This window comes from Streptomyces sp. MS06 (genome assembly GCF_047200655.1).
Taxonomy (GTDB): domain Bacteria; phylum Actinomycetota; class Actinomycetes; order Streptomycetales; family Streptomycetaceae; genus Streptomyces.
Genome location: NZ_JBJZOJ010000024.1, coordinates 12,330 through 32,625, shown reverse-complemented (window position 1 = coordinate 32,625; position 20,296 = coordinate 12,330). Strand labels below are relative to the sequence as shown.

General features: G+C 74.1%; 12 protein-coding genes and 1 other RNA gene. 4 read left to right on the top strand and 9 right to left on the bottom strand.

Annotated features, from left to right (window positions below):
* Nucleotides 1–71 precede the first annotated feature (71 nt).
* Nucleotides 72–1,334, top strand: coding sequence for an MFS transporter (locus ACL02U_RS15275; protein WP_412791357.1), 1,263 nt, complete (start codon nt 72–74; stop codon nt 1,332–1,334).
* 204 nt (nt 1,335–1,538) lie between these two features.
* On the opposite strand, the gene ssrA is transcribed toward ACL02U_RS15275, so the two are convergent.
* The 5 genes from ssrA to ftsE form a co-directional block, all read right to left on the bottom strand.
* Nucleotides 1,539–1,938, bottom strand: a transfer-messenger RNA (tmRNA) gene (ssrA, locus tag ACL02U_RS15270).
* 243 nt (nt 1,939–2,181) lie between these two features.
* Nucleotides 2,182–2,661, bottom strand: coding sequence for an SsrA-binding protein SmpB (smpB, locus tag ACL02U_RS15265; protein ID WP_412791356.1), 480 nt, complete (start codon nt 2,659–2,661; stop codon nt 2,182–2,184).
* Between the two features lie 125 nt (nt 2,662–2,786).
* Nucleotides 2,787–3,953 (bottom strand): S41 family peptidase, encoded by a 1,167-nt coding sequence (locus ACL02U_RS15260; RefSeq protein ID WP_412791355.1) that lies wholly within the window; start codon nt 3,951–3,953, stop codon nt 2,787–2,789.
* Nucleotides 3,954–4,021: 68 nt separating this feature from the next.
* A complete protein-coding gene (gene ftsX / locus ACL02U_RS15255; protein WP_412791354.1) occupies nt 4,022–4,939 on the bottom strand; it encodes a permease-like cell division protein FtsX in 918 nt (305 codons plus the stop codon).
* 38 nt (nt 4,940–4,977) lie between these two features.
* Nucleotides 4,978–5,667 carry a cell division ATP-binding protein FtsE gene (ftsE, locus tag ACL02U_RS15250; protein WP_412791353.1) on the bottom strand — a complete coding sequence of 230 codons (690 nt, stop codon included), beginning with the start codon at nt 5,665–5,667 and terminating at the stop codon, nt 4,978–4,980.
* Nucleotides 5,668–5,926: 259 nt separating this feature from the next.
* Here ftsE and ACL02U_RS15245 point away from each other — a divergent pair, with 259 nt between their 5' ends.
* Entirely contained in the window at nt 5,927–6,118 is a 192-nt protein-coding gene (locus ACL02U_RS15245) for a hypothetical protein (RefSeq protein ID WP_412791352.1), read from the top strand.
* 181 nt (nt 6,119–6,299) lie between these two features.
* Here the strand turns inward: ACL02U_RS15245 and ACL02U_RS15240 are convergent, their stop codons facing one another.
* From ACL02U_RS15240 to ACL02U_RS15225, 4 genes are all read right to left on the bottom strand, one after another.
* Nucleotides 6,300–6,995, bottom strand: a complete 696-nt coding sequence (locus ACL02U_RS15240; protein WP_412791351.1) for a hypothetical protein — start codon at nt 6,993–6,995, stop codon at nt 6,300–6,302.
* A gap of 297 nt (nt 6,996–7,292) precedes the next feature.
* Entirely contained in the window at nt 7,293–8,396 is a 1,104-nt protein-coding gene (prfB, locus tag ACL02U_RS15235; RefSeq protein WP_412791350.1) for a peptide chain release factor 2, read from the bottom strand.
* 377 nt (nt 8,397–8,773) lie between these two features.
* A complete protein-coding gene (locus ACL02U_RS15230) occupies nt 8,774–10,048 on the bottom strand; it encodes a serine/threonine-protein kinase (protein WP_412791349.1) in 1,275 nt (424 codons plus the stop codon).
* A gap of 110 nt (nt 10,049–10,158) precedes the next feature.
* Nucleotides 10,159–11,946 (bottom strand): serine/threonine-protein kinase, encoded by a 1,788-nt coding sequence (locus ACL02U_RS15225; protein WP_412791348.1) that lies wholly within the window; start codon nt 11,944–11,946, stop codon nt 10,159–10,161.
* 399 nt (nt 11,947–12,345) lie between these two features.
* Between ACL02U_RS15225 and ACL02U_RS15220 the strand changes: the two genes are divergently transcribed.
* Nucleotides 12,346–16,965 (top strand): FHA domain-containing protein, encoded by a 4,620-nt coding sequence (locus tag ACL02U_RS15220; RefSeq protein WP_412791347.1) that lies wholly within the window; start codon nt 12,346–12,348, stop codon nt 16,963–16,965.
* A 482-nt stretch (nt 16,966–17,447) separates the two neighbouring features.
* Entirely contained in the window at nt 17,448–20,222 is a 2,775-nt protein-coding gene (locus ACL02U_RS15215; RefSeq protein ID WP_412791346.1) for a lectin, read from the top strand.
* Nucleotides 20,223–20,296 lie beyond the last annotated feature (74 nt).

The following is a 20,296-nucleotide window of genomic DNA, read 5'->3' as shown; positions in this document are numbered from 1 at the left end:
CAACGCGGCTGTGTGAATCGGCACCGGAAAGGTGTTGGACCATCCGGTCCGGGCCGGGCGACGGTGAGCGCATGCCGCACCGGACCCGATCTGCCGCCCCGCTGCCCACCCTCACCGCCGACACCCTGGTCCTCGCCGACTTCGGCCCGCGCGCACGCCGCCCGCCGGGCCCCTACCGCCGCCTCTTCGCCCGCCCCGGCACCCGCGCCTTCACCCTCGGCAACCTCATCGCCCGCCTGCCGATGGGCATGTTCAGCGTGAGCGCGGTCGTGATGATCGCCGGCTCGCGGGGTTCGTACGCGCTCGCCGGCGCCGTCACCGCGACCGGGCTCGCCGCGACCGCGGCGGTCGCCCCGCGCGTCGCCCGGATGGTCGACCGGTACGGGCAGGCTCGCGTCGCGGTGCCCGCCACGCTGTTCGCCGCGCTGGGCAGCCTGGCCCTGGTGCTGTGCGTGCGCTCCGGCGCACCCGACTGGACCCTGTTCGCGGCGTACGCGGCGACCGCGACCACCCCCAACACCGGCGGCATGTCCCGGGCCCGCTGGGCGCATCTGCTCGCCGGGGAGCCCGAGGCACTGCACACCGCCAACTCCTTCGAACAGGCCGCGGACGAGCTGTGCTTCGTGCTCGGGCCGGTGCTGGCCGCCGTCCTGTGCGGCACGTTCTTCCCGGAGGCCGGCACGCTGACCGGTGTGGTGCTGCAGGTGGGCGGGGTGCTGCTGTTCGCCGCCCAGCGGGCGACCGAACCGCCGCCGTCCGGCCGGACCGGCCACAGGGCACCGTGGCGGGCCGCGGGGATGCCGGCCCTGCTGGCGGTCTGCCTGGCCACCGGTGCCGTCTTCGGCGCCACGGAGGTGGTCACGATCGCCTTCGCGGACGGCCACGGGCACCGCACCGCGGCGGGGGTGGTGCTGGCGTTCCAGGCGGCCGGCTCCGGAGCGGCGGGCCTGGTCTACGGCGCGCTGCGGTTCTCCGGCCCGGCGGCCTGGCGGCAGCCCTGGTGCCTGGCCGCGATGGCGGCGCTGCTGACGCTGCCGCTGCTGGCCGCGGCCCTGACCGGGTCGCTGCTGCTGCTGGCGGGCGCGCTGCTGATCGCGGGGACCGCCACCGCACCGACGATGATCACCACGATGACGCTGGTGCAGGAACGCACCCCGGAGGGTCGGCTGAACGAGGGCATGACCCTCGCGGTGACCGGACTGCTCGGCGGTATCGCGGCCGGCAGCGCGAGCGGCGGCTGGGTGGTGGAGCACCTGTCGCCGACCGCCGGGTACGGGGTGCCGGTCACGGCGGCGGCGGTCGCCCTGCTGATCGCGCTCGGCACGGCCGGGTAGCCCCGGCGCGTCGTGCTGCTCCCGACTCACGCGTTGCGCCGGGTCGGCACGGCGGCCGCCCGCTCCCCGGGGTGGCGCCCGGGAAGGGAGTGAGCCTGGGTGAGCCCGGGGAGCCCGAGGGGGGGCCGGCCGGGCCGGGCCGGGCCGGGCACGACGAAGGCGACGCGGTCCGCGCTCTCGCGGTCCACGTCGCCTTCGTCGCATGGGTGGAGATGGCGGGAATCGAACCCGCGTCCAACGGTGCGGAACCAGGGCTTCTCCGTGTGCAGTCCGCTGCGATTTTCTCAGCCCCGGAGATCACGCGGACAAGTCTCCGACGGGCTCAGTCACTGTGTGGTTTCCCTCTACACCCCGTGACCGGGCCTAGAGGTGGAGTTCCCTAGCTGATGCCAGGATCCGGGTCGGGAACACCCCCGGGCTGACACTCCCTTTAGTAGGAGGCTCGCTCTTGCTGCCTGTCAGGCAGCGAGGGCGAAGGCCTGCTGGGAGGAATCGCGCTTGGTGTTGGCGATTATTTTTTTCGGCCTGTGGTTTACGAGATCATGGCCGCTTCCTCGACACGCTTCCCCTGCTTCGACAGCCGCTGTCGAAACCGATCATCCCCATGTTGATTTCTCAAGGTGCGCACCGGCTGTGCGGTGCAGTTGCCATCGTACGTGAACGACGCTCGTCCGTGCCAGCGTATTCCCGGGCGGCGCGGCACGGTCCGGCAGCGGGCCCCGCAGCGCACCGGCATCCCCCCGCCGACCTGCCGACTCGCGCCGGCTCGTGCCCTACCGGGCCTCGGCCTGCCGGCTCCCGCCCCGGGAGCGTCCGGCCCGCTGCCCGCGCGGACCGGGCTCGGGGCTCAGGCCCGCTGGCGGCGCCGGGCCGCCGAGATCGCCCGGTCGGCCTCCCGCCGGTCCTGCTTCTCCCGCAGCGTCTGCCGCTTGTCGTACTCCTTCTTGCCCTTCGCCAGCGCGATCTCGACCTTGGCTCGGCCGTCCTTGAAGTACAGGGCCAGCGGCACGATCGTGTGCCCGGTCTCCTGGGACTTGGCCTCCAGCTTCTCGATCTCCACGCGGTGCAGCAGCAGCTTCCGCTTGCGGCGGGCCGAGTGGTTGGTCCAGGTGCCCTGGCTGTACTCCGGCACGTGCACGTTGTAGAGCCATGCCTCGTGCCCGTCGAGCTGGACGAAGCCGTCCGCCAGTGAGGCCCGCCCCTGGCGCAGCGACTTCACCTCGGTCCCGGTCAGGACGAGCCCGGCCTCGTAGGTGTCGAGGATGAGGTAGTCGTGCCGCGCCTTCTTGTTCTGCGCGATCAGTTTGCGCCCTTTTTCCTTAGCCATAGTGCCGCCCATTTTCGCACCAGGGAGGGGCTACGGGGAAAGTCGATTGCCGACGCGGCGCGACGGGGCCCGGCGTGCGGTGCGAGCGCTGAAGGCCTCCGCGGCCCCGGAGGCCCGCTCGGGGTCTACCGGCCCAGGCCGCTCAGGACGGTCTCGGCGCGCTCCAGCGCCTGCCCCTCGCCGTCCACCTCCACGTCCGGGGTGATGCCCCGGCCGTCGACGGCGCGGCCGGAGGGGGTCCGGTAGTGCCCGACGGTCAGCTCGGCGACGGAGCCGCCGGGCAGCCGGCTCGGCATCTGCACCGACCCCTTGCCGAAGGTGCGGGACCCCAGCACCATCGCCCGCCCGCGGTCCTGCAGGGCACCGGTGAGCAGCTCTGCCGCGCTCATCGTGCCGCCGTCGACGAGCACCACCAGGGGCCTGGAGGTGTCGCCGCCCGGATCGGCGTGCAGGGCGCGCTGCTCGCCGTTCACGTCGTACGTGGCGACGAGGCCGCCGTCCAGGAACGCGGAGGCGGTCTCGACCGCCTCGGTGACCAGTCCGCCGGAGTTTCCGCGCAGGTCGAGCACGATCCCCCCGCCGGCCGGGGCGTCCCGCACCGCGGTGCGCACGGCGTCGCCGACGCCCTTGCTGAACGCGGAGACCCGCACGACGGTCACGTGCCCGGGCAGCGTGCGCACCGCCACCGACTGGGTGGACAGCCGCGCGCGGTGCAGGGTGAGGCGCCAGGCGCGGGCGCCGCGCTCCAGACCGACGGTGACGGACGTGCCGGCGGCGGCCTCGGTCGCGTCGCCGCGCAGCAGCGAGACGACCTCGGTCACCGGGCGCCCGTCGACCCGCTGCCCGTCGACGCTGCGCAGCCGGTCCCCGGACCGGATGCCGGCGGCGGCCGCGGGCGATCCGGAGGCGACCTTGGTGACCTCTATCCGGCCGCTGCGCTCGCGCCGCGTCCACAGGCCGACGCCGGTGTAGCTGCCGTCGAGGCTCTGCTCGAACTCCTCGTACTCGTCCGGGGAGTAGACGGCGCCCCAGCGGTCTCCGCTGCGGCTGACCGCGCGCTCCGCGGCCTCCATCGGGGACTTGCCCTCCGCCATGGCCTCCGCGGCGGCCTCGGCGACGTCCTCGTGGTGGGCGACGGCCGCCGAGCGGGGCGTGTCGGAGGAGGTCTTCCGGTCGACGCCGGGCAGCGACCCGGTCGCGGCACCCGCGACGAGCGCGCCGGCGAACAGCAACGTCAGGGCGGCCCCGCGGCCGACTCGGCGAGGCTGGCAGAACAGGGCACGACCTGACATGGCGGTGAGTCTAGGACAGCACTACAGGGCCGCACGGCCCATTGCCGTTACGGCCCTGTTGGTATGTGTCACACCTTCAGGTACTTGCGCAGAGCGAAGAAAGCCGCCAGCGCGGGCATCAGCAGGCTCGTCGCGAGGATGAGCGGCAGTTTCGCCAGCACGGCGTCCCAGCCGATGAAGTTGATCAGGTTCAGCTTGTGCGACAGGGCCAGCCCGTGATCGATGAGGAAATACCGGCCGACCACCAGGAATCCGCAGGCGACGGTACCGCCGATGAGCCCGGCCACCGCGGCCTCCGCGATGAACGGGGCCTGGATGTAGAAGCCGGAGGCACCGACCAGCCGCATGATCCCGGTTTCCCGCCTGCGGCTGAACGCGGACACCCGCACCGTGTTGATGATCAGCATCACCGCGACGGCCAGCATCAGTGCCATCACCGCCCGGGCGGCCCAGTTCATGCCGTTGAGCAGTCCGAAGAGGTTGTCCAGGATGCCCTTCTGGTCCTGGACCGACTGCACCCCGTCGCGTCCGTCGAACGCCGTCGCGATGACCTTGTACTTCTGCGGGTCCTTCAGCTTGATGCGGTACGACTCCTGCATCTGGTCGGGCGTGAGGGAGGCCGCCAGCGGGGAGTCGCCGAACTGCTCCTTGTAGTGCTTGTACGCCTCGTCCTGCGACTCGTACGTGATCTTCTCGACCACGGACATCTTGTCCAGGTCGGCCTTGATCTGCTTCTTCTGGTCCTCGGTGACCGCGCCCTTGGCGCAGTTGGGGTCGGACTCGGCGTCGCTCTTGTTGCAGAGGAAGACCGAGACGTTGACCTTGTCGTACCAGTAGCCCTTCATGGTGTTGACCTGGTCGCTCATCAGGAGCGAACCGCCGAACAGGGCCAGGGACAGGGCCACGGAGACGATCACCGCGAAGGTCATCGTCAGGTTGCGGCGGAGACCGACACCGATCTCCGACAGAACGAACTGGGCGCGCATGGCGTCTGGTTAAGCCTTTCCGTGCAGCAGACCGGTCGTCAGTGCTGGTAGCCGTAGACGCCGCGCGCCTGGTCGCGGACGAGGCGGCCCTTCTCCAGCTCGATGACGCGCTTGCGCATCTGGTCCACGATGTTCTGGTCGTGCGTCGCCATGACGACGGTGGTACCGGTCCGGTTGATCCGGTCGAGCAGCTTCATGATGCCGACGGACGTCTGCGGGTCGAGGTTTCCGGTCGGCTCGTCGCAGATCAGCAGCTTGGGCCGGTTGACGAAGGCGCGTGCGACGGCGACGCGCTGCTGCTCGCCACCGGACAGCTCGCCGGGCATCCGGTCCTCCTTGCCGGACAGACCGACCAGGTCCAGCACCTGCGGCACGGACTTGCGGATCTCGCCCCGGGACTTGCCGATGACCTCCTGCGCGAAGGCGACGTTCTCGCCGACCGTCTTGTTCGGCAGCAGGCGGAAGTCCTGGAACACCGTCCCCAGCTGGCGGCGCATCTGCGGCACCTTCCAGTTGGAGAGGCGGGCGAGGTCCTTGCCGAGGATGTGCACCTGCCCGTGGCTGGCCCGCTCCTCGCGGAGGACCAGCCGCAGGAAGGTCGACTTACCGGAGCCGGAGGACCCGACGAGGAACACGAACTCGCCCTTCTCCACTTCCAGGGACACGTCCCTGAGTGCGGGGTGGGCCTGCTTGGGGTAGACCTTGGAGACGTTGTCGAATCGGATCACGGATGCACCACGGGTCGCCGGGGGTAGATGAGCGTGACCATACGCGAACCGGGTAGGGGAGCGCAGGCACCGGACGGGGTTGCGCGGCGCTTGTGTGCTTTTGTGCCGATCGGCGCCGGGACTCCGGGGCACGGGGCGGGGCGGCGGCGTGGTTGCGGAGCCCCGCGCACGCGGCGCCGGAACCTGGCACAGTGGAAGGGAACGTTCGCATCCGGGTGAGCGTTGTGAAGGACAGGACCGGTGCAAGGAGGGCGAGCGCATGACGTACGACCGGCTGGTGTGCGCGAACTGTGCGGCGCCCGTGAACGAGGGTCGCTGTCCCGTGTGCCGTGCGAACCGCGAGCGGTTGCAGCAGCAGAACTTCCTCTCCGGACTGAACCCGACGGCCCTGATCGTGCTGCTCGCGATACTGGTGGCCGCGGTGGCGCTGCTCGCGCACCAGACCATCTAGGGCTCCGCGGGCGCGCCAGGGCGCGGCACGGGCTTGCGCTCGCCCCGCGAGGACACACACCGGCGCCGCTCGAGCGGCGGGGCGACGAAGAGACGGGAAGGGGCCCGGAGTGCGTGGCGCGCTCCGGGCCCCTTCACCGTCCGCAGCCGAGCGGTGACCGTTCGGCTGCGGACGGTCGCTCTCAGGCGGTGGCGCCGCCGCGGCCGCCCATCAGGCGCGGCAGCACGCGGAAGCCCACACCGCCGGCGATCATGGTGGCGGCGCCGATCACCAGGAAGGTGGTCTGCGCGGCACCGGTCTCGGCGAGCTGCTCCCCGCTGCCCTGGACGGCGGTGTGGGAACCGGAACCGGTGCTGCCGGAACCGGTGCTGGTCAGGGCCGAGGTGCCCTGCTCCTGCGTGGAACTCCCGGAGCCGCCGTCCGGGTTGGTGTTGCCGTTGCCCCCACCGTTGCCGTTTCCGTTGCCGGTCGACCCGCCGGGCTGGGTGGTCTCCGACCCGCCCGGGTCCGGTTCGGTGGTCCCCTGACCGCCGGGCTCCTCGGTGGGCGTGCCCGGGTCGTCGGTGGGCGTGCCCGGGTCGTCGGTGGGCGTGCCCGGGTCGTCGGTCGGCGTGCCCGGATCGTCGGTCGGTGTACCCGGGTCGTCGGTGGGCGTGCCCGGGTCGTCGGTCGGCTCGGTCGGGATGGTCGGGTCGGGGTCCCCGGTCGGGATGGTCGGCTCGGGGTCCTCGACGGGCGCACCGGGCGCCTGGTCGCCGGCGAAGGGGAGGTTGACGCCGCTGGCCGAGGCGGCACCGGCGGCCGTCAGGCACGCGCCGGCCGCGATCACGGCACCGGCGGCTACGCGCGCGACGCGGATCCGCGTCTTCTTAGTCATGTGGTTGCTACCCCCAGTAGCTGAAATCGTCATGAGGCGGCGCTCGGGGGCCGTGATCGACGGAGGTAGCTGCACTTCGCACGAGCCCCCCGGTTCACATGCGCCCCAGAAACACGCATGCCGCGCTTCACCCTTCCCATTTTTCAAAGCAGCGTCAAGGCCGTTGCGGGCGCAATGTCCGGATAGGGGGCTTTGCCGGGGGCGGCGCGTGTGAGTGTGACGTAAACCCCAGGCGAACGGGGAAGGGAAAAGGCAACTGCCGCCCGGTGGGCGGCAGTTGCCTTGTCGACAAACCGCCTACTTCTCCTGCTGCTTGCGCCAGCGAATACCGGCCTCCAGGAAGCCGTCGATCTCTCCGTTGAACACGGCCTCGGGGTTGCCGACCTCGTACTCGGTGCGCAGGTCCTTGACCATCTGGTACGGGTGCAGGACGTAGGACCGCATCTGGTTGCCCCAGGAACTGCCGCCGTCCTTGAGGGCGTCCATCCTGGCCTGCTCCTCCTGGCGCTGCCGCTCCAGCAGCCTGGCCTGGAGGACGCGAAGGGCGGAGGCCTTGTTCTGGATCTGCGACTTCTCGTTCTGGCAGGAGACCACGACACCGGTCGGGATGTGCGTGATGCGCACCGCGGAGTCGGTGGTGTTGACGGACTGGCCGCCCGGACCGGAGGACCGGTACACGTCGATGCGGAGGTCGTTCTCCGGGATGTCGATGTGGTCGGTCTGCTCGACGACGGGCAGCACCTCGACGCCCGCGAAGGAGGTCTGGCGGCGGCCCTGGTTGTCGAACGGCGAGATGCGCACCAGGCGGTGGGTGCCCTGCTCCACCGAGAGCGTGCCGTAGGCGTACGGGGCGTGCACGACGAAGGTGGTCGACTTCACGCCGGCCTCCTCCGCGTACGAGGTCTCGTAGATCTCGCTCTTGTAGCCGTGCTGCTCCGCCCAGCGCAGGTACATGCGCTGCAGGCGCTCGGCGAAGTCGGAGGCGTCGACGCCGCCGGCCTCCGCGCGGATGGTGACCAGCGCCTCGCGCTCGTCGTACTCGCCCGACAGGAGGGTGCGGACCTCCATCTCGTCCAGCGCCTTGCGGACCTCGGCCAGCTCGGCCTCGGCCTCGGCGCGGGTGTCCGGGTCGTCCTCCTCCTCGGCCATCTCGAAGAGCACGCCGAGATCGTCGATCCGGCCGCGCAGGGCGTCGGCCTTGCGCACGTCGGCCTGCAGGTGGGAGAGCCTGCTGGTGATCTTCTGCGCCTCGTCCGGGTCGTCCCAGAGGGACGGCGCGGCCGCCTGCTCCTCGAGCACGGCGATGTCTGCCCTCATCTTGTCGAGGTCCAGAACGGCCTCGATCGACTCCATGGTCGAGGAGAGGGACTTGAGCTCTTCGGATACATCGACGACTGCCACGCCTCCAGCGTAACGGCTCCACCGTCGGGTCCGGTCCGACGGTGCCGAGCGGGGCACGGAGCCGGACATCCGCCCCGGTCACCGCGCCCTCCGCCGCCCTGGCCACCCGGTCGCCCCGGTCACCCTGGCCACCCGGTCGCCCCGGTCGGGGTGTTCAGCGGGCCGCCCTGGTCACCACCCCGATCGCCCCGCCGACCGCACGGGCCACCGCCTCCGGTCGTCGCACCGCCGCACGTCTCAGCACGCACCGGCCGCCGTAGCAGAAGGTGAACGGTCGTAGCGGAAGGTGAACGGCCGAGGGGTTCTTCCGCGCGCCGTGGGCGCCGTCAGGGCGGGGTCGGGGTGGGACGGGCGGCTTCCGAGCGGTGCGGGCGCCCTCAGGGCGCGGCGGGCGCCGTCTGCCGGTGCTCCGGGGGCGTGCCACCGGAGTCGTCGCCCGAGGTGGCCCACCACGCCCCGGCACCGGCCGCCGCGGCCAGTACCGTCGCGGCCGCGGCGAGCGTCAGCCGCCGGCGGCGGGTCGCGGCCCGGTGGCGGGCCGACCCGGGGCGCGGCGCGCCGGCGGCCCGGGGAGCGCGGGCGGTACCCCGGGCCCCGCCGGCCAACTCGTCGGCGGCGGGCACCCGCATCGAGGTGTGCGTGTCCCGGTTGGAGTCGGGTTTCGCGCCCGGCACGAGCGGTACCGCTCCCCTCCGGGCGGGCCCACCGGCCTCCGCCGGTACCGCGGAGGAGCACCGGGCCGGGCCGGTCGCCCCGGCGGCGTCCGCCGGTTCCTCCGTCCCCGGTTCCTGCTCCGCGTCCGGCTCGTCCACGTCCAGCGGCCCGATCCCGTCCAGCGTCGGCAGCTGTTCCCGCAGCCGCGCCGCCAGCTCGGAGGCCCGCAGCCGGGACGCCGGGGCCTTGGCCAGGCACTGCACGAGAAGCTGCCAGAGCTCCTCGGGGATGCCGGGCAGCGGGACGACCGTCTCGGTGACATGGCGCCGCAGCACCGCGCCGGGGTGGCCCCCGCCGAACGGGGTGAAGCCGGCCAGCAGCTCGTACAGGACGGTCGCCAGGGCGTAGATGTCCACGGCCGCGCGCGGCGGGAGGCCCTCCACGATCTCCGGGGCCAGGTAGTCCGGCGTTCCGATGATCTTCGTGGCGCGGGAGCGTCTGGGGGTGTCGATCAGCTTGGCGACACCGAAGTCCGTGAGCAGAGCGCGGTGCGAGCCGGCCGGGCCCAGCGGCCCCTGCATGTCGAGGAGTACGTTCTCCGGCTTGACGTCCCGGTGCACGACCCCGGCGGCGTGCGCCGCGGCCAGGCCCTCCGCCACGTCGGCCGCGATCGCCACGGCCGCCGCGGGGGCCAGCCGCCTCTCCCGCTCCAACCGGGTGCGCAGATCGGTGCCGCGGACCAGGTCCATCACCAGGGCGAGGTCGTTGCCGTCGACCACGAGGTCGCGCACGGCGACCACATGGGGGTGCTCCAGGCCGAGCAGCGCGGTGCGCTCCTGCACGAAGCGGCCCACGAGTTCCTCGTCGGAGGCGAGGTCCTCGCGCAGCAGCTTGATGGCGACGGGGCCCTCCGGCCCCTCACCCAGCCACACCGTGCCGGCGCTGCCCCGGCCCAGGACCTGGTGGGCGGTGTACCGGCTGCCGATCTTCCGTGCCAAGGCTGCTCCTACGGACGCGTGTTGTCGCCAAAACTACGCGCCCCGGGAGCCGTGTCCGACCGCGGAGGCGGAAATCACCCGCCCGTTGTCGACATGTCCACAGGCAGGCGTCAGCCTCCGCCGCCGCCCGACGTGGCGTTGCCCAGGTCTCCGATCCAGCCGGAGACCGTGTCGAACCAGTCGCTCAGCTGCTGCCAGTAGCTCTTGCTGGTGCCGATCCAGTCCTGGAGGGGGCTGAGTTCCCAGACCAGCCAGCCGGCCACGAACAGGATGACGAGGGTGAAGAGGCAGCCCTTCAGGCAGCCGAGGCCCGGGATCTTCATCGGGTTGGCGCTGCGCTGCCTCGGCTCCCGCGCCGGCCTCGGCTCCCGCGCGGGCCGCTGCGGCTCCGGGGCGGGCGGTGGCGCGTAGCGCTGCGGCTGCTGCGGTCTGGACCGGCGGGGCTGCTGCTGCGGGTACTGCTCGGGCGGGGGCTGCTGCGGGTACCCGTACCCCTGCTGGGGGCGCTGCACCTGCTGGTGCTGCCGCTGCGGGTACCCGTACTCCTGACGGGGGCGCTGCTGCGGCTGCTGGGGTGGCGCGGCCTGCCGCTGGGGGCGGCGGCGCAGCGGGTCCTGGTCGGGGTCGAGGTACTGGACCTGCGTCTGCTCGTTGCGGTCGCGCGCGGCGCGCAGTTGGGACTGCCAGGGATGCGGCTGCTCGGGCTGCTCGGGCTGCCCGTCGTACCGGTCCTGCCGGCCGTACTGGTCCTGCTGCCCGTACTGCCCCTGCTGGCCGTACCGGCCGGGGTGGTTCGGGTCGCCGCCGGTCGGCATGACGGCGGTGGGGTCGGCCGCACCGGACGGGCCTCCGGTGTGCGGCAGGACGCTGGTCGCGGCGTTCGGGTCGTACTGGCCCGCGGTGCCGTGCGGCAGCACCTGCGTCGCGTCGGCGGCGCCGGGCACGGCGGTCGGCGCCGGGTCGGGGGCGAGCAGGGCGCCGACACCCTCCGCGGCGGCGATCTGCGCGGCGCTCGCGTGCACGCCGATGCCCTCGGCGGCGACGCGCAGGCCGCGGGCGAGGTTCTCCGCGCTGGGCCGCTCGTCGGGGTTCTTGCGCAGGCAGCGCTCGATGACCGTCCACAGCGGGTCCGGGACCGTGGACGGGCGGCGCGGTTCGGCGCTGAGATGCTGGTGCAGGACTTCCAGGGCGCTGCCGCCGGAGAACGGCGGGCGGCCGGTGACCAGCTCGTACAGCAGGATGCCGGCGCCGTAGACGTCGACGGCGGAGGTCTGCGGGCGGCCCTCCGCCGACTCGGGCGCAACGTAGGCGGGGGTGCCGACGAACTCGTGGGTGCGGGTCAGTCCCGGGGAGTCGGCCAGGCGGGCGATGCCGAAGTCGGTCAGCATCGGGTGCATCTCGCCGCCGTGCTGGCGCAGCAGCACGTTGGCCGGTTTCAGGTCGCGGTGGACGACGCCGTCGGCGTGGCTGGCGGCGAGCGCGTCGGCGATCTGCGCGGTCAGCAGCGCGGCGCCGACGGGCGTGAAGGGGCCGCTGTCGCGCAGGTAGCGGTGGAGGTCCGGACCGTCGACCAGGTCCATGACGAGGGCGAGCAGATCGCCCTCGACGACCAGGTCGCGCACCCGGACGATGTTCGGGTGGGTGAGCCTCAGCAGCACCGACCGCTCCCGCAGGAAGCGCATCACGACATCGGCGTCGCCTGCCAGCTCCTCCTTGAGGACCTTGATCGCCACGGTCTCCCCGGGCTGACCGGCGACGCCCCCCTCGGCGCCCGCCGTCTCACTCCCGCGGTGCGCCGACGCGCCGGGGGGTGCCCCCACGTGGGCACGCCAGACAGTGCCCGTGGCGCCGCGGCCGAGCGGCTCCTCGAGCAGGTACTTGCTGCCGACTGGCCGCACGTCACGCGCTCCCTGCTGGTTGCTGGTCCGGTGATCGGACTGCGCCGAGTGTTCCGACCCACTGTAGTGCCGCCCGGCGCGGCGTGGGCTGTCGTCGCGGTGCGGTGCCGGGTCCCGGTTCTCCCATACGTTCGACGCATACCGAGGAAAGGTTGGAGGCAAAGACGCCCGTATTGGTCTCCCGGTTGCCAGGAGCGAAACGTGACCGATCTCAAGCGGTCGCCGGCACTCCATCGGTCAGGCACTTTTGCGGGCAGAGCCGACCAATCAAGATCACTTCTTCCCGGAGTGCGAGCGCGTTGTCGGTGCCGGGTGCGAGGATGCGGGCAGTACTGACCGACGTGCTCGTGCAGGGGTGGGGGGCAGCTCCCGTGCGCGCAGAAGGGATCGCAGACGTCGATGCAGATCCGGCTGACCGTCGTAGACCCGCTGGGGACAGCCGCCGAGGCGGGGGGCCGGGACCGCGCCGCGAGCTGCGACGTGCTGGTGACCGCGCCCGCGGGCACGGCCCTGGCCGCGGTGGCGTCCGGGCTGGCGGCGGCGGTGTCCGGGGAGAGCGGCGGCACCGCGGGCGAGCGCGGCCGGGACTCCGGCGGACCGGTGGTCCTGTACGCGGGCGCGCAGCGGCTGGACGCAGCCCGCTGCACCCTGGGGGAGCCCCCGCTGACCGACGGCGCCGTCCTGTCGCTGGGCACGCCCGTCCAGCCCGAGCCGCACCCCGAGCTGGACGACGCCCCGGCCCAGCTCCACGTGGTGGCGGGGCCCGACGCGGGCGGGGTGCACCTGCTGCACGGCGGCGAGGTCCGCGTCGGCCGCTCCGCCGACGCCGACGTCCCGCTGGACGACCCGGACGTCTCCCGGCTGCACTGCGCGGTGACCCTGGCGTCCGACGGCCGCGTCTCCGTCGCGGACCTGCACTCCACCAACGGCACCGAACTGGACGGCACCCGCGTGGGCGGGCGGCCGGTGCGGTTCCCACCGGGTGCGCTGCTGCGGATCGGCGAGTCCGCCCTGCGGGTGGCGCCCGCCGGCGGGCCGGGTACGCGGGTGGCGACGGCGCCGGACGGGGAGGGACACGTACGCGTTCCCTGCCCCGGGGAACCGGCCGGGGAACCGGCCGACGGGTTGGCCGGGACCGCGGACGGGGTGATCGGCTCCCCCGCAGCGGTCCGGGCCGTCGGCCCGGACCCGGTGACCGGCCCCGGGGCGGCCACCGTCGGCGACCGGGGGATCCAGGGCGCCCGGGCACGTACGGCCGCCCCGCCGGACCCCGCCGCCCACGACTACGGCGCCACGGACTGGGGCAGCTCCGGGCACGCCCCCGAGGCCCGCGCGCACCGCCCCGTGCGGCAGCCGCGGCTCCCGGGCCAGGGCGGGCCGCGGCCCGCCCCGCCCCGGGGCGGCGGACTCGGAGGCACCGGGCTCCACCCCGGTGAGAACCCCGGTGCGAGCCCCGATGAGAGCCCCGATGAGAGCCCCGGCGAGGTGACCGCGGGCGGGCGGGCACCCGGGGGCCGGCCACCGGGTGGTGAGCGACACAGGGGCGAGGCCCCTGGCGGCAAGGCCCACGGCGGCAGGTTCCGCGGCGGCGAGGCCCACGGTGGCGGCGGTCGCGTGCAGGAGGTCGGGGACCCGGATGCGGGTCTCCCCGGCAACCGGGCACGCACGGCTTTCGGCCGGCCCGCGTCCGGAGCGGAGCCGGGGTCCGGAGCGGAGCCCGCGTCCGAGTGGGCGGCCGGGCCGGGGCGCGCGCACGGGTCCGGCCACGAGAACAGCCTTGAGTCCGGGCACGGGTCCGGGCACGAGTCCGGGCACGGGTCCGGGCACGAGTCCGGCCATGGTTCGGGGCCGGGGACCGCCCAGGGGCAGACCCACGCCGGCGGGCCGGAGACCCACGGCGCCGGCGTCCGCCTGCCCTCGCAGGGTGAGGCGGCCGGCGCAGCACCGTCTCCCCCGGGCACCACGCCCGGCCCGGAGGGTCTCCGCGGCTTCCCGAGGGGACCGGAGCGGCAGGCTTCGCCGCCCGGCACGCCCGACCCGCGGGCGGCGGTGGGCGGACCGAGCAGCCCGCTCCCGGCGCCGGGTGCCGCGGCCCCGCGGGCTGCGTCCGGCGGGCCGGGTCGGCAGGGCGCGCCGGGTCGTCCCGACCCTCGCTCCCCGGCCGGCCCGTACACCCCGGACGACCGCCCGTACACCCCGGACGCCGCGTACGCGTCGGACGGCCCGTACGCGTCGGACGGCCGGCAGGGCCGGTCCGGCCCCGCGGCCGGGGAGCGCGTCCCCGCCCCGTCCCCCTCGCCCGACTCCCCGGTCCCCTCCGCTCCTTCCGCCCCTTCCGCCCCTTCCCGCCTGCCGGCCGGTTCCGCCGATCCCACCGCCCCCGGTGCTTCCGGAACTCCCGGCACCTCCGGGGTTTCCGGTGACTCCGCCCTGACCGGTGCCCCGGGGTCGGGCGCACCGTCCGGTGCGGTCCCCGGCGCGCGCCGCAAACCGACGCCACCGCGCGGCACCGAGGTGCCCCAGCACGTGCGCAGGCGGGGCGGGCTCACCTCGTGGGCCCGGCGGCTGGCCGGCGGGCGGGGTGCGCCGGAGGCAGCGGCCGCGGTCGGCACCGGAGCGCAGGACGAGGAGCGGGCCACCACCTCCGACCTGCCGCAGCCGATCCGGGTGCCGGAGCGGTGGCCCGACCCGGCGACGCTGCTGCTGACGGCGCTGGGCCCGGGCCCGCGGCTGTGGGAACGGGGGCCCGGCCACCCGGAGGCGCTCACCGTGCGGCTGGGCACCGCCGACCGCGCCGCCTCGGACGGCTCGGGGCTGCTGCCGGCCGTCCCGGTGACGGCCGGTCTGCGGGAGGCGGGCGCGCTGGGTCTGGCCGGCCCGCGCCCGCGCCTGGCCGGGCTGGCCCGCGCGGTGGTGGCACAGCTCGCCGCGCTGCACTCCCCCGACGCACTGGAAATCGTCCTGATCAGCGTGGACCGTGTCCGCCCGCTTCAGGACCGCACTGCGGAGTGGGCCTGGCTGGGCTGGCTGCCCCATCTGCGGCCCGGGCACGGCCAGGACTGCCGTCTGCTGCTCGCCCATGACCGGGAGCAGGCGGCAGCACGCACCGACGAACTCCTGCGCCGCCTGGCGGACCACCCGGACCCGCGGACGGCGACCGACGCGGGCCCGCTCCCCAACCCCGCGGACTCCACCGCCTCGGCCGACCGCGCCCCGGGAACCGCGGCACCCGCCCGGCGCCCGTCGTGGGCCCGCGCCGACGACGGCCCCCAGGGCGCCGCGACCGGTCCGGAGGGCGCCACCGCCTTCGCCGGTCCGTACACCGTCGTCCTGGTCGACGGGGACCCGGGCGGCCCGGGCCTGCGCGAGGCGGTGACCCGGCTGGCGCTGGAAGGCCCGCGCGCCGGGATACACGTGGTGTGCCTGGCGGAGACCGACCCGGTCTCACCGACCTCCCCGGTGGCGGAGACGTACGAGGCGGCCTGCGCCGTCTCGCCCCCGTTCCGGGCCTGCGGCGCCGTCGCGCTGCTCAGCGGCGACGTGGCCACCACCCTGCGGCTGCTGCGGGTGGCCCGGCCCGACCGGGAGACCCCGGACCCGGCCCCGGTCGGCAACGGCACCCTCGCCACCGTGGACGCGGTCTCACCGCTCTGGGCCGAGCGGTTCGCACGGGCGCTGGCACCGCTGCGTCCGGAGGGTGCGGGCGGGCGGCGGACCCGCGTGGCGGCGCCGTTGCCCCAGTCGGCGCGGCTGCTGGACGAGTTGGGGCTGGCCAGGGCGACTCCGGCGTCCCTGATGGCGCGCTGGGCGGACGCGGCCGACGACACGAAGGTGCCCGGCGGACGCGCCCGCGCGGTGCTGGGCGCCGGTCCGCGCGGGCCGGTGGGCGCGGACCTGGTCGCCGACGGGCCGCACCTGCTCGTCGAGGGGCCGCCGGGCAGCGGGCGTACGGAACTGCTCCGGGCCGTCGTCGCCTCGCTCGCCTCGGCGGAGCGCCCCGACCGGCTCGCCGTCGTGCTGATGGACGGCCGGGACCGGGCCGGCACCGCGGGCGGGGGGCGCGGCGACGGGCTGCGGGCCTGCACCGACGTCCCGCACGTCACCACCTACCTCACCGCCGGGGACCCGGTCCGGATGCGGGAGTTCGCGCAGGCGCTGAGTGCCGAGCTGAAGCGGAGGTCGGAGCTGCTGGGGCGCTCGGACTTCGCCGAGTGGCACGGGCGGAGCGAGGCGTCCGGCCGGATCGTCGCCCAGCGCACCCGGACGCCCGCGCGAGGCGTCCGGACCAGCGCTCCCGCGGCGGCCGCCGACACCCCGGCCACCGCCGCTCCAGGCGGCACCGCGGACCGCGGCGCGGGCGCCTCCGCCGCCTCCGGCGACTCCGGCGACTCCGGCACCCCGGTGTCCGCGGACACGGGCGCCGCGGACCTGGACACCCCGCCCAGTTCGACGCTCCGCCTGCGCCCGTCCAGGGCGGCCGCCCGCCGGCAGGCGCAGAGCCCGCCGTCGCTGCCCCGGCTCGTGGTGGTGGTGGACGATCTGGACGCGCTGGTCTCACCGCCGCTGGGCGCTCCGGGCCGGCCCGCGGCCGGTTCGGTGATGCGGGCGCTGGAGGCGGTGGCCCGGGAGGGTGAACGGCTGGGCGTGCACCTGGTGGCGGCCACCGGTCCGGACGACCGTACGTCCGAGTCGGAGCCGGCCCGGCGGGCCTCGCTGCGGATCGCACTCGACGAGCCCGGTTCCGAACCGCAGGATCCGGCGCCCGGGCGGGGCCGCCTGGCCGGCCCGGACGGGCGGACCACGCCGTTCCAGGGCGGGCGCGTCTCGGGGCGCATCCCGCGGACGGCGACGCTGCGGCCGACCGTCGTCCCGCTGGAGTGGCACCGGATGGGCGATCCACCCGCCCGGCGCCCGGTGCGGGAACTGGGCAACGGCCCCACCGACCTGGCCCTGCTGGCCAGTGCTCTGGAGCGGGCGGCCCGCGAGGTGTCGGCGTCCGAAGTGCCTCCACTGCTCTAGGGGGTGTGGGGAGGGTCGTGGCGGTCGGCGGCTGATCAGACGGCACTCAGACGGCACCCATGGCTGAAGCCCGGACATCGCGGCCGCCTGGCACCGGCACCCGGAAAGCCGGCCGGGCACCCGGGGCGCCGCTTCCGGATCGCTGCGCGAGTCGCCACTGGAACACCGCGAATCCGGCGAACCGGAACACCTCTTCCGGGCCGCCGACCATCCACTCGCAGCGACCTCCGGGCCCGCACCGTTGCCGGAGTTATTGTCATGCCCCTGCCCGATAGCTAGCTTCGCGGACGGTTCACGTCGGCACCCCGGGCGTCGCACGCCCTGGGTGCCATCGCAGCGCCCCCGTCAGGCACCTCAGTCTCCAGGGCTTGACAACGTTGTCAGATTGTCACCCCGTCCCCCGCCCGGACGCCCGCGTCCTCGCGTCGCAACGGAGACAACGTTGTCGGCCTCTCGCTCCGAGTAGAGGAGAACTCTCCGTGATGACACGACTGCCGAGACCTCCAGGAACCGCGGCGATCGGCCTGCTCGCGGCGGCGGCGCTGGCCGCCGCCGGGTTGTCCGCACCCGCGTGGGCGGCCGGAGAGGCGGCCTTCGTCACCTCTCCCGCCACCGTGGTCAACCCGTTCATCGGGACATCGAACCAGGCCAACGACTTCCCCGGCGCCGACGTGCCGTTCGGCATGGTGCAGTGGAGCCCGGACACGCCGTCGCGGCCCGCGGGCGGCGGCTACGAGTACAACGACTCGTCGATCACCGGTTTCAGCCTGACCCACATCGCCGGGCCCGGCTGCGGCGCGGCCGGTGACGTTCCGGTCCTGCCCACGGTGGGGGCTGTGAGCACCAGTGCCACGGACGCCTTCTCACACGCGAACGAGTCCGCGTCGGCCGGATCGTACAAGGTCACGCTCGACAACGGGGTGACCACCGAGCTGACCACCACCACCCGCAGCGGCATGGCGCGCTTCACCTTTCCGAGGACCGACCGGGCCAACCTGGTCTTCAAGCTGACGGGCAGCCAGAACGGCGCCTCTGCCACGCAGTTCACCAAGGTCTCGGACACCGAGGTGAGCGGCCGGGTCACCAGTGGCCACTTCTGCGGCGCGGGCAACACGTACACCGTGTACTTCGACATGGTCTTCGACCAGCCCTTCTCCTCGCAGGGCAGCTCCCTCGCGAAGGCGCCGGCCGTCGAGCCCGCCCAGCCGGACACGGCGTCCGGGAGCGCCGCCGACCAGCCCGGCGAGCCGGTGCTGCACGGCGAGGCCCCCGGGACGACGGCCTCGCGGACAGCCGAGGGCAGCACCTCCCCGGACGCCGCCGCCTCGAACGGATACGTCACCTTCGACACCACGTCCGACCCGGTCGTCCAGGCCAAGGTCGGCGTCTCCTACGTCTCGGCCGCGGGCGCCGTCGCCAACCGGACGGCGGAGAACCCCGGCTGGGACTTCGACGGGACCCGCACCGCCGCACGGAACGCCTGGAACAGCGCCCTCGGCAAGGTGCGGATCGCCGGCGGGACGGCCGCACAGCAGGAGACCTTCTACACCGCGCTCTACCACTCGCTGCTGCACCCGAACGTGATCAGCGACACCGACGGCCGGTACCACGGCTTCGACGGCAGGACCCACACGGTGGACGCGGGGCACGACGCGGCGTACGCCAACTACTCCGGCTGGGACATCTACCGTTCGCAGGCCCAGCTCGAGGCCCTGCTCGCCCCCCGGGTGGCGTCGGACACCGCGCAGTCGATGGTCGACGACTACGCCCAGACCGGCGTCTTCCCCAAGTGGTCCGAGAACAACGGGGAGTCGTACGTCATGGTCGGCGACCCGGCGGACGCCGTCATCGCCGACTACTACGCCTTCGGCGCCCGGGACTTCGACACCAGGACCGCCCTCGCCGACATGGTCGAGCAGGCGAGCACCGCCAACAACGACCGCCCCGGCCTCGACTACCTGAACTCACCCGGGTACATGCCGCACGACGGCAGCTACGGCTGCTGCAACTTCTACGGTCCGGTGGCCACCACGCTGGAGTACGACACCGCCGACTTCGCGCTCTCCGCGATGGCCGGGGCGCTCGGCGACACCGCCGACCAGAAGACGTACGCGCGCCGCGCCCAGGACTGGCGCAACGTGCTCGACCCGGCCTCCGGCTTCGTCCAGCCGCGAAACGCCGACGGCACGTGGACCGGCGGTTTCGACCCCACCGGCGGCACCGACATGGTCGAGGCGGACTCCTGGATCTACACCGGCATGGTCCCCTTCGACATCGCGGGCCTGGCCCGGGCCAAGGGCGGCAACACGGCGATGAACCACTACCTGGACACCGTGCTGCGCAGCTTCACCGGCGCCCACGGCTACGCCTGGGTCGGCAACGAGCCCAGCATCGAACTGCCCTGGGAGTACGACTACACCGGGCAGCCGTACAGGACGCAGGGCACCGTGCGGGCGATCCAGGACCGGATCTGGGCGAACACCCCCGGCGGGCTGGCCGACGGCAACGACGACCTCGGCGCGATGAGCGCCTGGTACGTGTGGTCCGCGCTCGGCATGTTCCCCGAGACCCCGGGCACCTCCGATCTCGCCCTGGGCTCACCGCTGTTCACCCGGGCCGTCGTCACCCTCCCGTCGGGTGCGAAGCTGACGGTCAACGGCGACGGCGCGGCGGACGACGCGCCCTACGTGCAGTCCGCGGCCTGGAACGGCGCCGCCTGGAACAACGCCTACGCCCCCACGGCGGCGATCACCGCCGGCGGCACGCTCGACTTCACCCTCGGCACCAGCCCCGACACCTCCTGGGCGACCGCGGCGTCCGCGGCGCCGCCGTCCTACGCCGGTGGCACCGAGGCCCCGGCGTCGCCCCGCATCGGCCCCCTGAACTCCTCGGTCGGCACGCACCTCTGCGTGGACGTCGCCTCCTCCGGCACCGCCGACGGGACCCACGTGCAGATCTGGGACTGCAACAGCACCTATGCGCAGGACTGGATCATCGCCGGTGACGGGACGATCCGCGCCCTCGGCAAGTGCCTGGACGCGGATCACAGCGGGACCACCAACGGCACCCTGATCCAGTTGTGGACGTGCAACGGCAGCGGCGCCCAGCAGTGGGCCCCGGGGGCCGACGGATCGCTCGTCAACCCCGAGTCCGGGCTGTGCCTGGACGACCCCGGCTCCTCGACCGCGGTGGGCACCCAGCTCCAGCTGTACGGCTGCAACGGCTCGGCCGCCCAGAACTGGAAGCTGCCGGTCTGAGCCGTCGGCACGCCTCGGGGTGCCGCTCCGCTCACGCCGCCCCCGGGCCGTCGTCGACAGATCCGCATCGACTA

Bases quoted from the DNA above. Each gene is read 5' to 3' on its own strand.
- ACL02U_RS15215 (WP_412791346.1), top strand. From the start codon at position 17,448: ATGACACGACTGCCGAGACCTCCAGGAACCGCGGCGATCGGCCTGCTC.
- smpB (WP_412791356.1), bottom strand. From the start codon at position 2,661: ATGGCTAAGGAAAAAGGGCGCAAACTGATCGCGCAGAACAAGAAGGCG.
- ftsX (WP_412791354.1), bottom strand. From the start codon at position 4,939: ATGCGCGCCCAGTTCGTTCTGTCGGAGATCGGTGTCGGTCTCCGCCGC.
- ACL02U_RS15260 (WP_412791355.1), bottom strand. From the start codon at position 3,953: ATGTCAGGTCGTGCCCTGTTCTGCCAGCCTCGCCGAGTCGGCCGCGGG.
- ACL02U_RS15245 (WP_412791352.1), top strand. From the start codon at position 5,927: ATGACGTACGACCGGCTGGTGTGCGCGAACTGTGCGGCGCCCGTGAAC.
- ACL02U_RS15220 (WP_412791347.1), top strand. From the start codon at position 12,346: ATGCAGATCCGGCTGACCGTCGTAGACCCGCTGGGGACAGCCGCCGAG.
- ACL02U_RS15275 (WP_412791357.1), top strand. From the start codon at position 72: ATGCCGCACCGGACCCGATCTGCCGCCCCGCTGCCCACCCTCACCGCC.
- ACL02U_RS15240 (WP_412791351.1), bottom strand. From the start codon at position 6,995: ATGACTAAGAAGACGCGGATCCGCGTCGCGCGCGTAGCCGCCGGTGCC.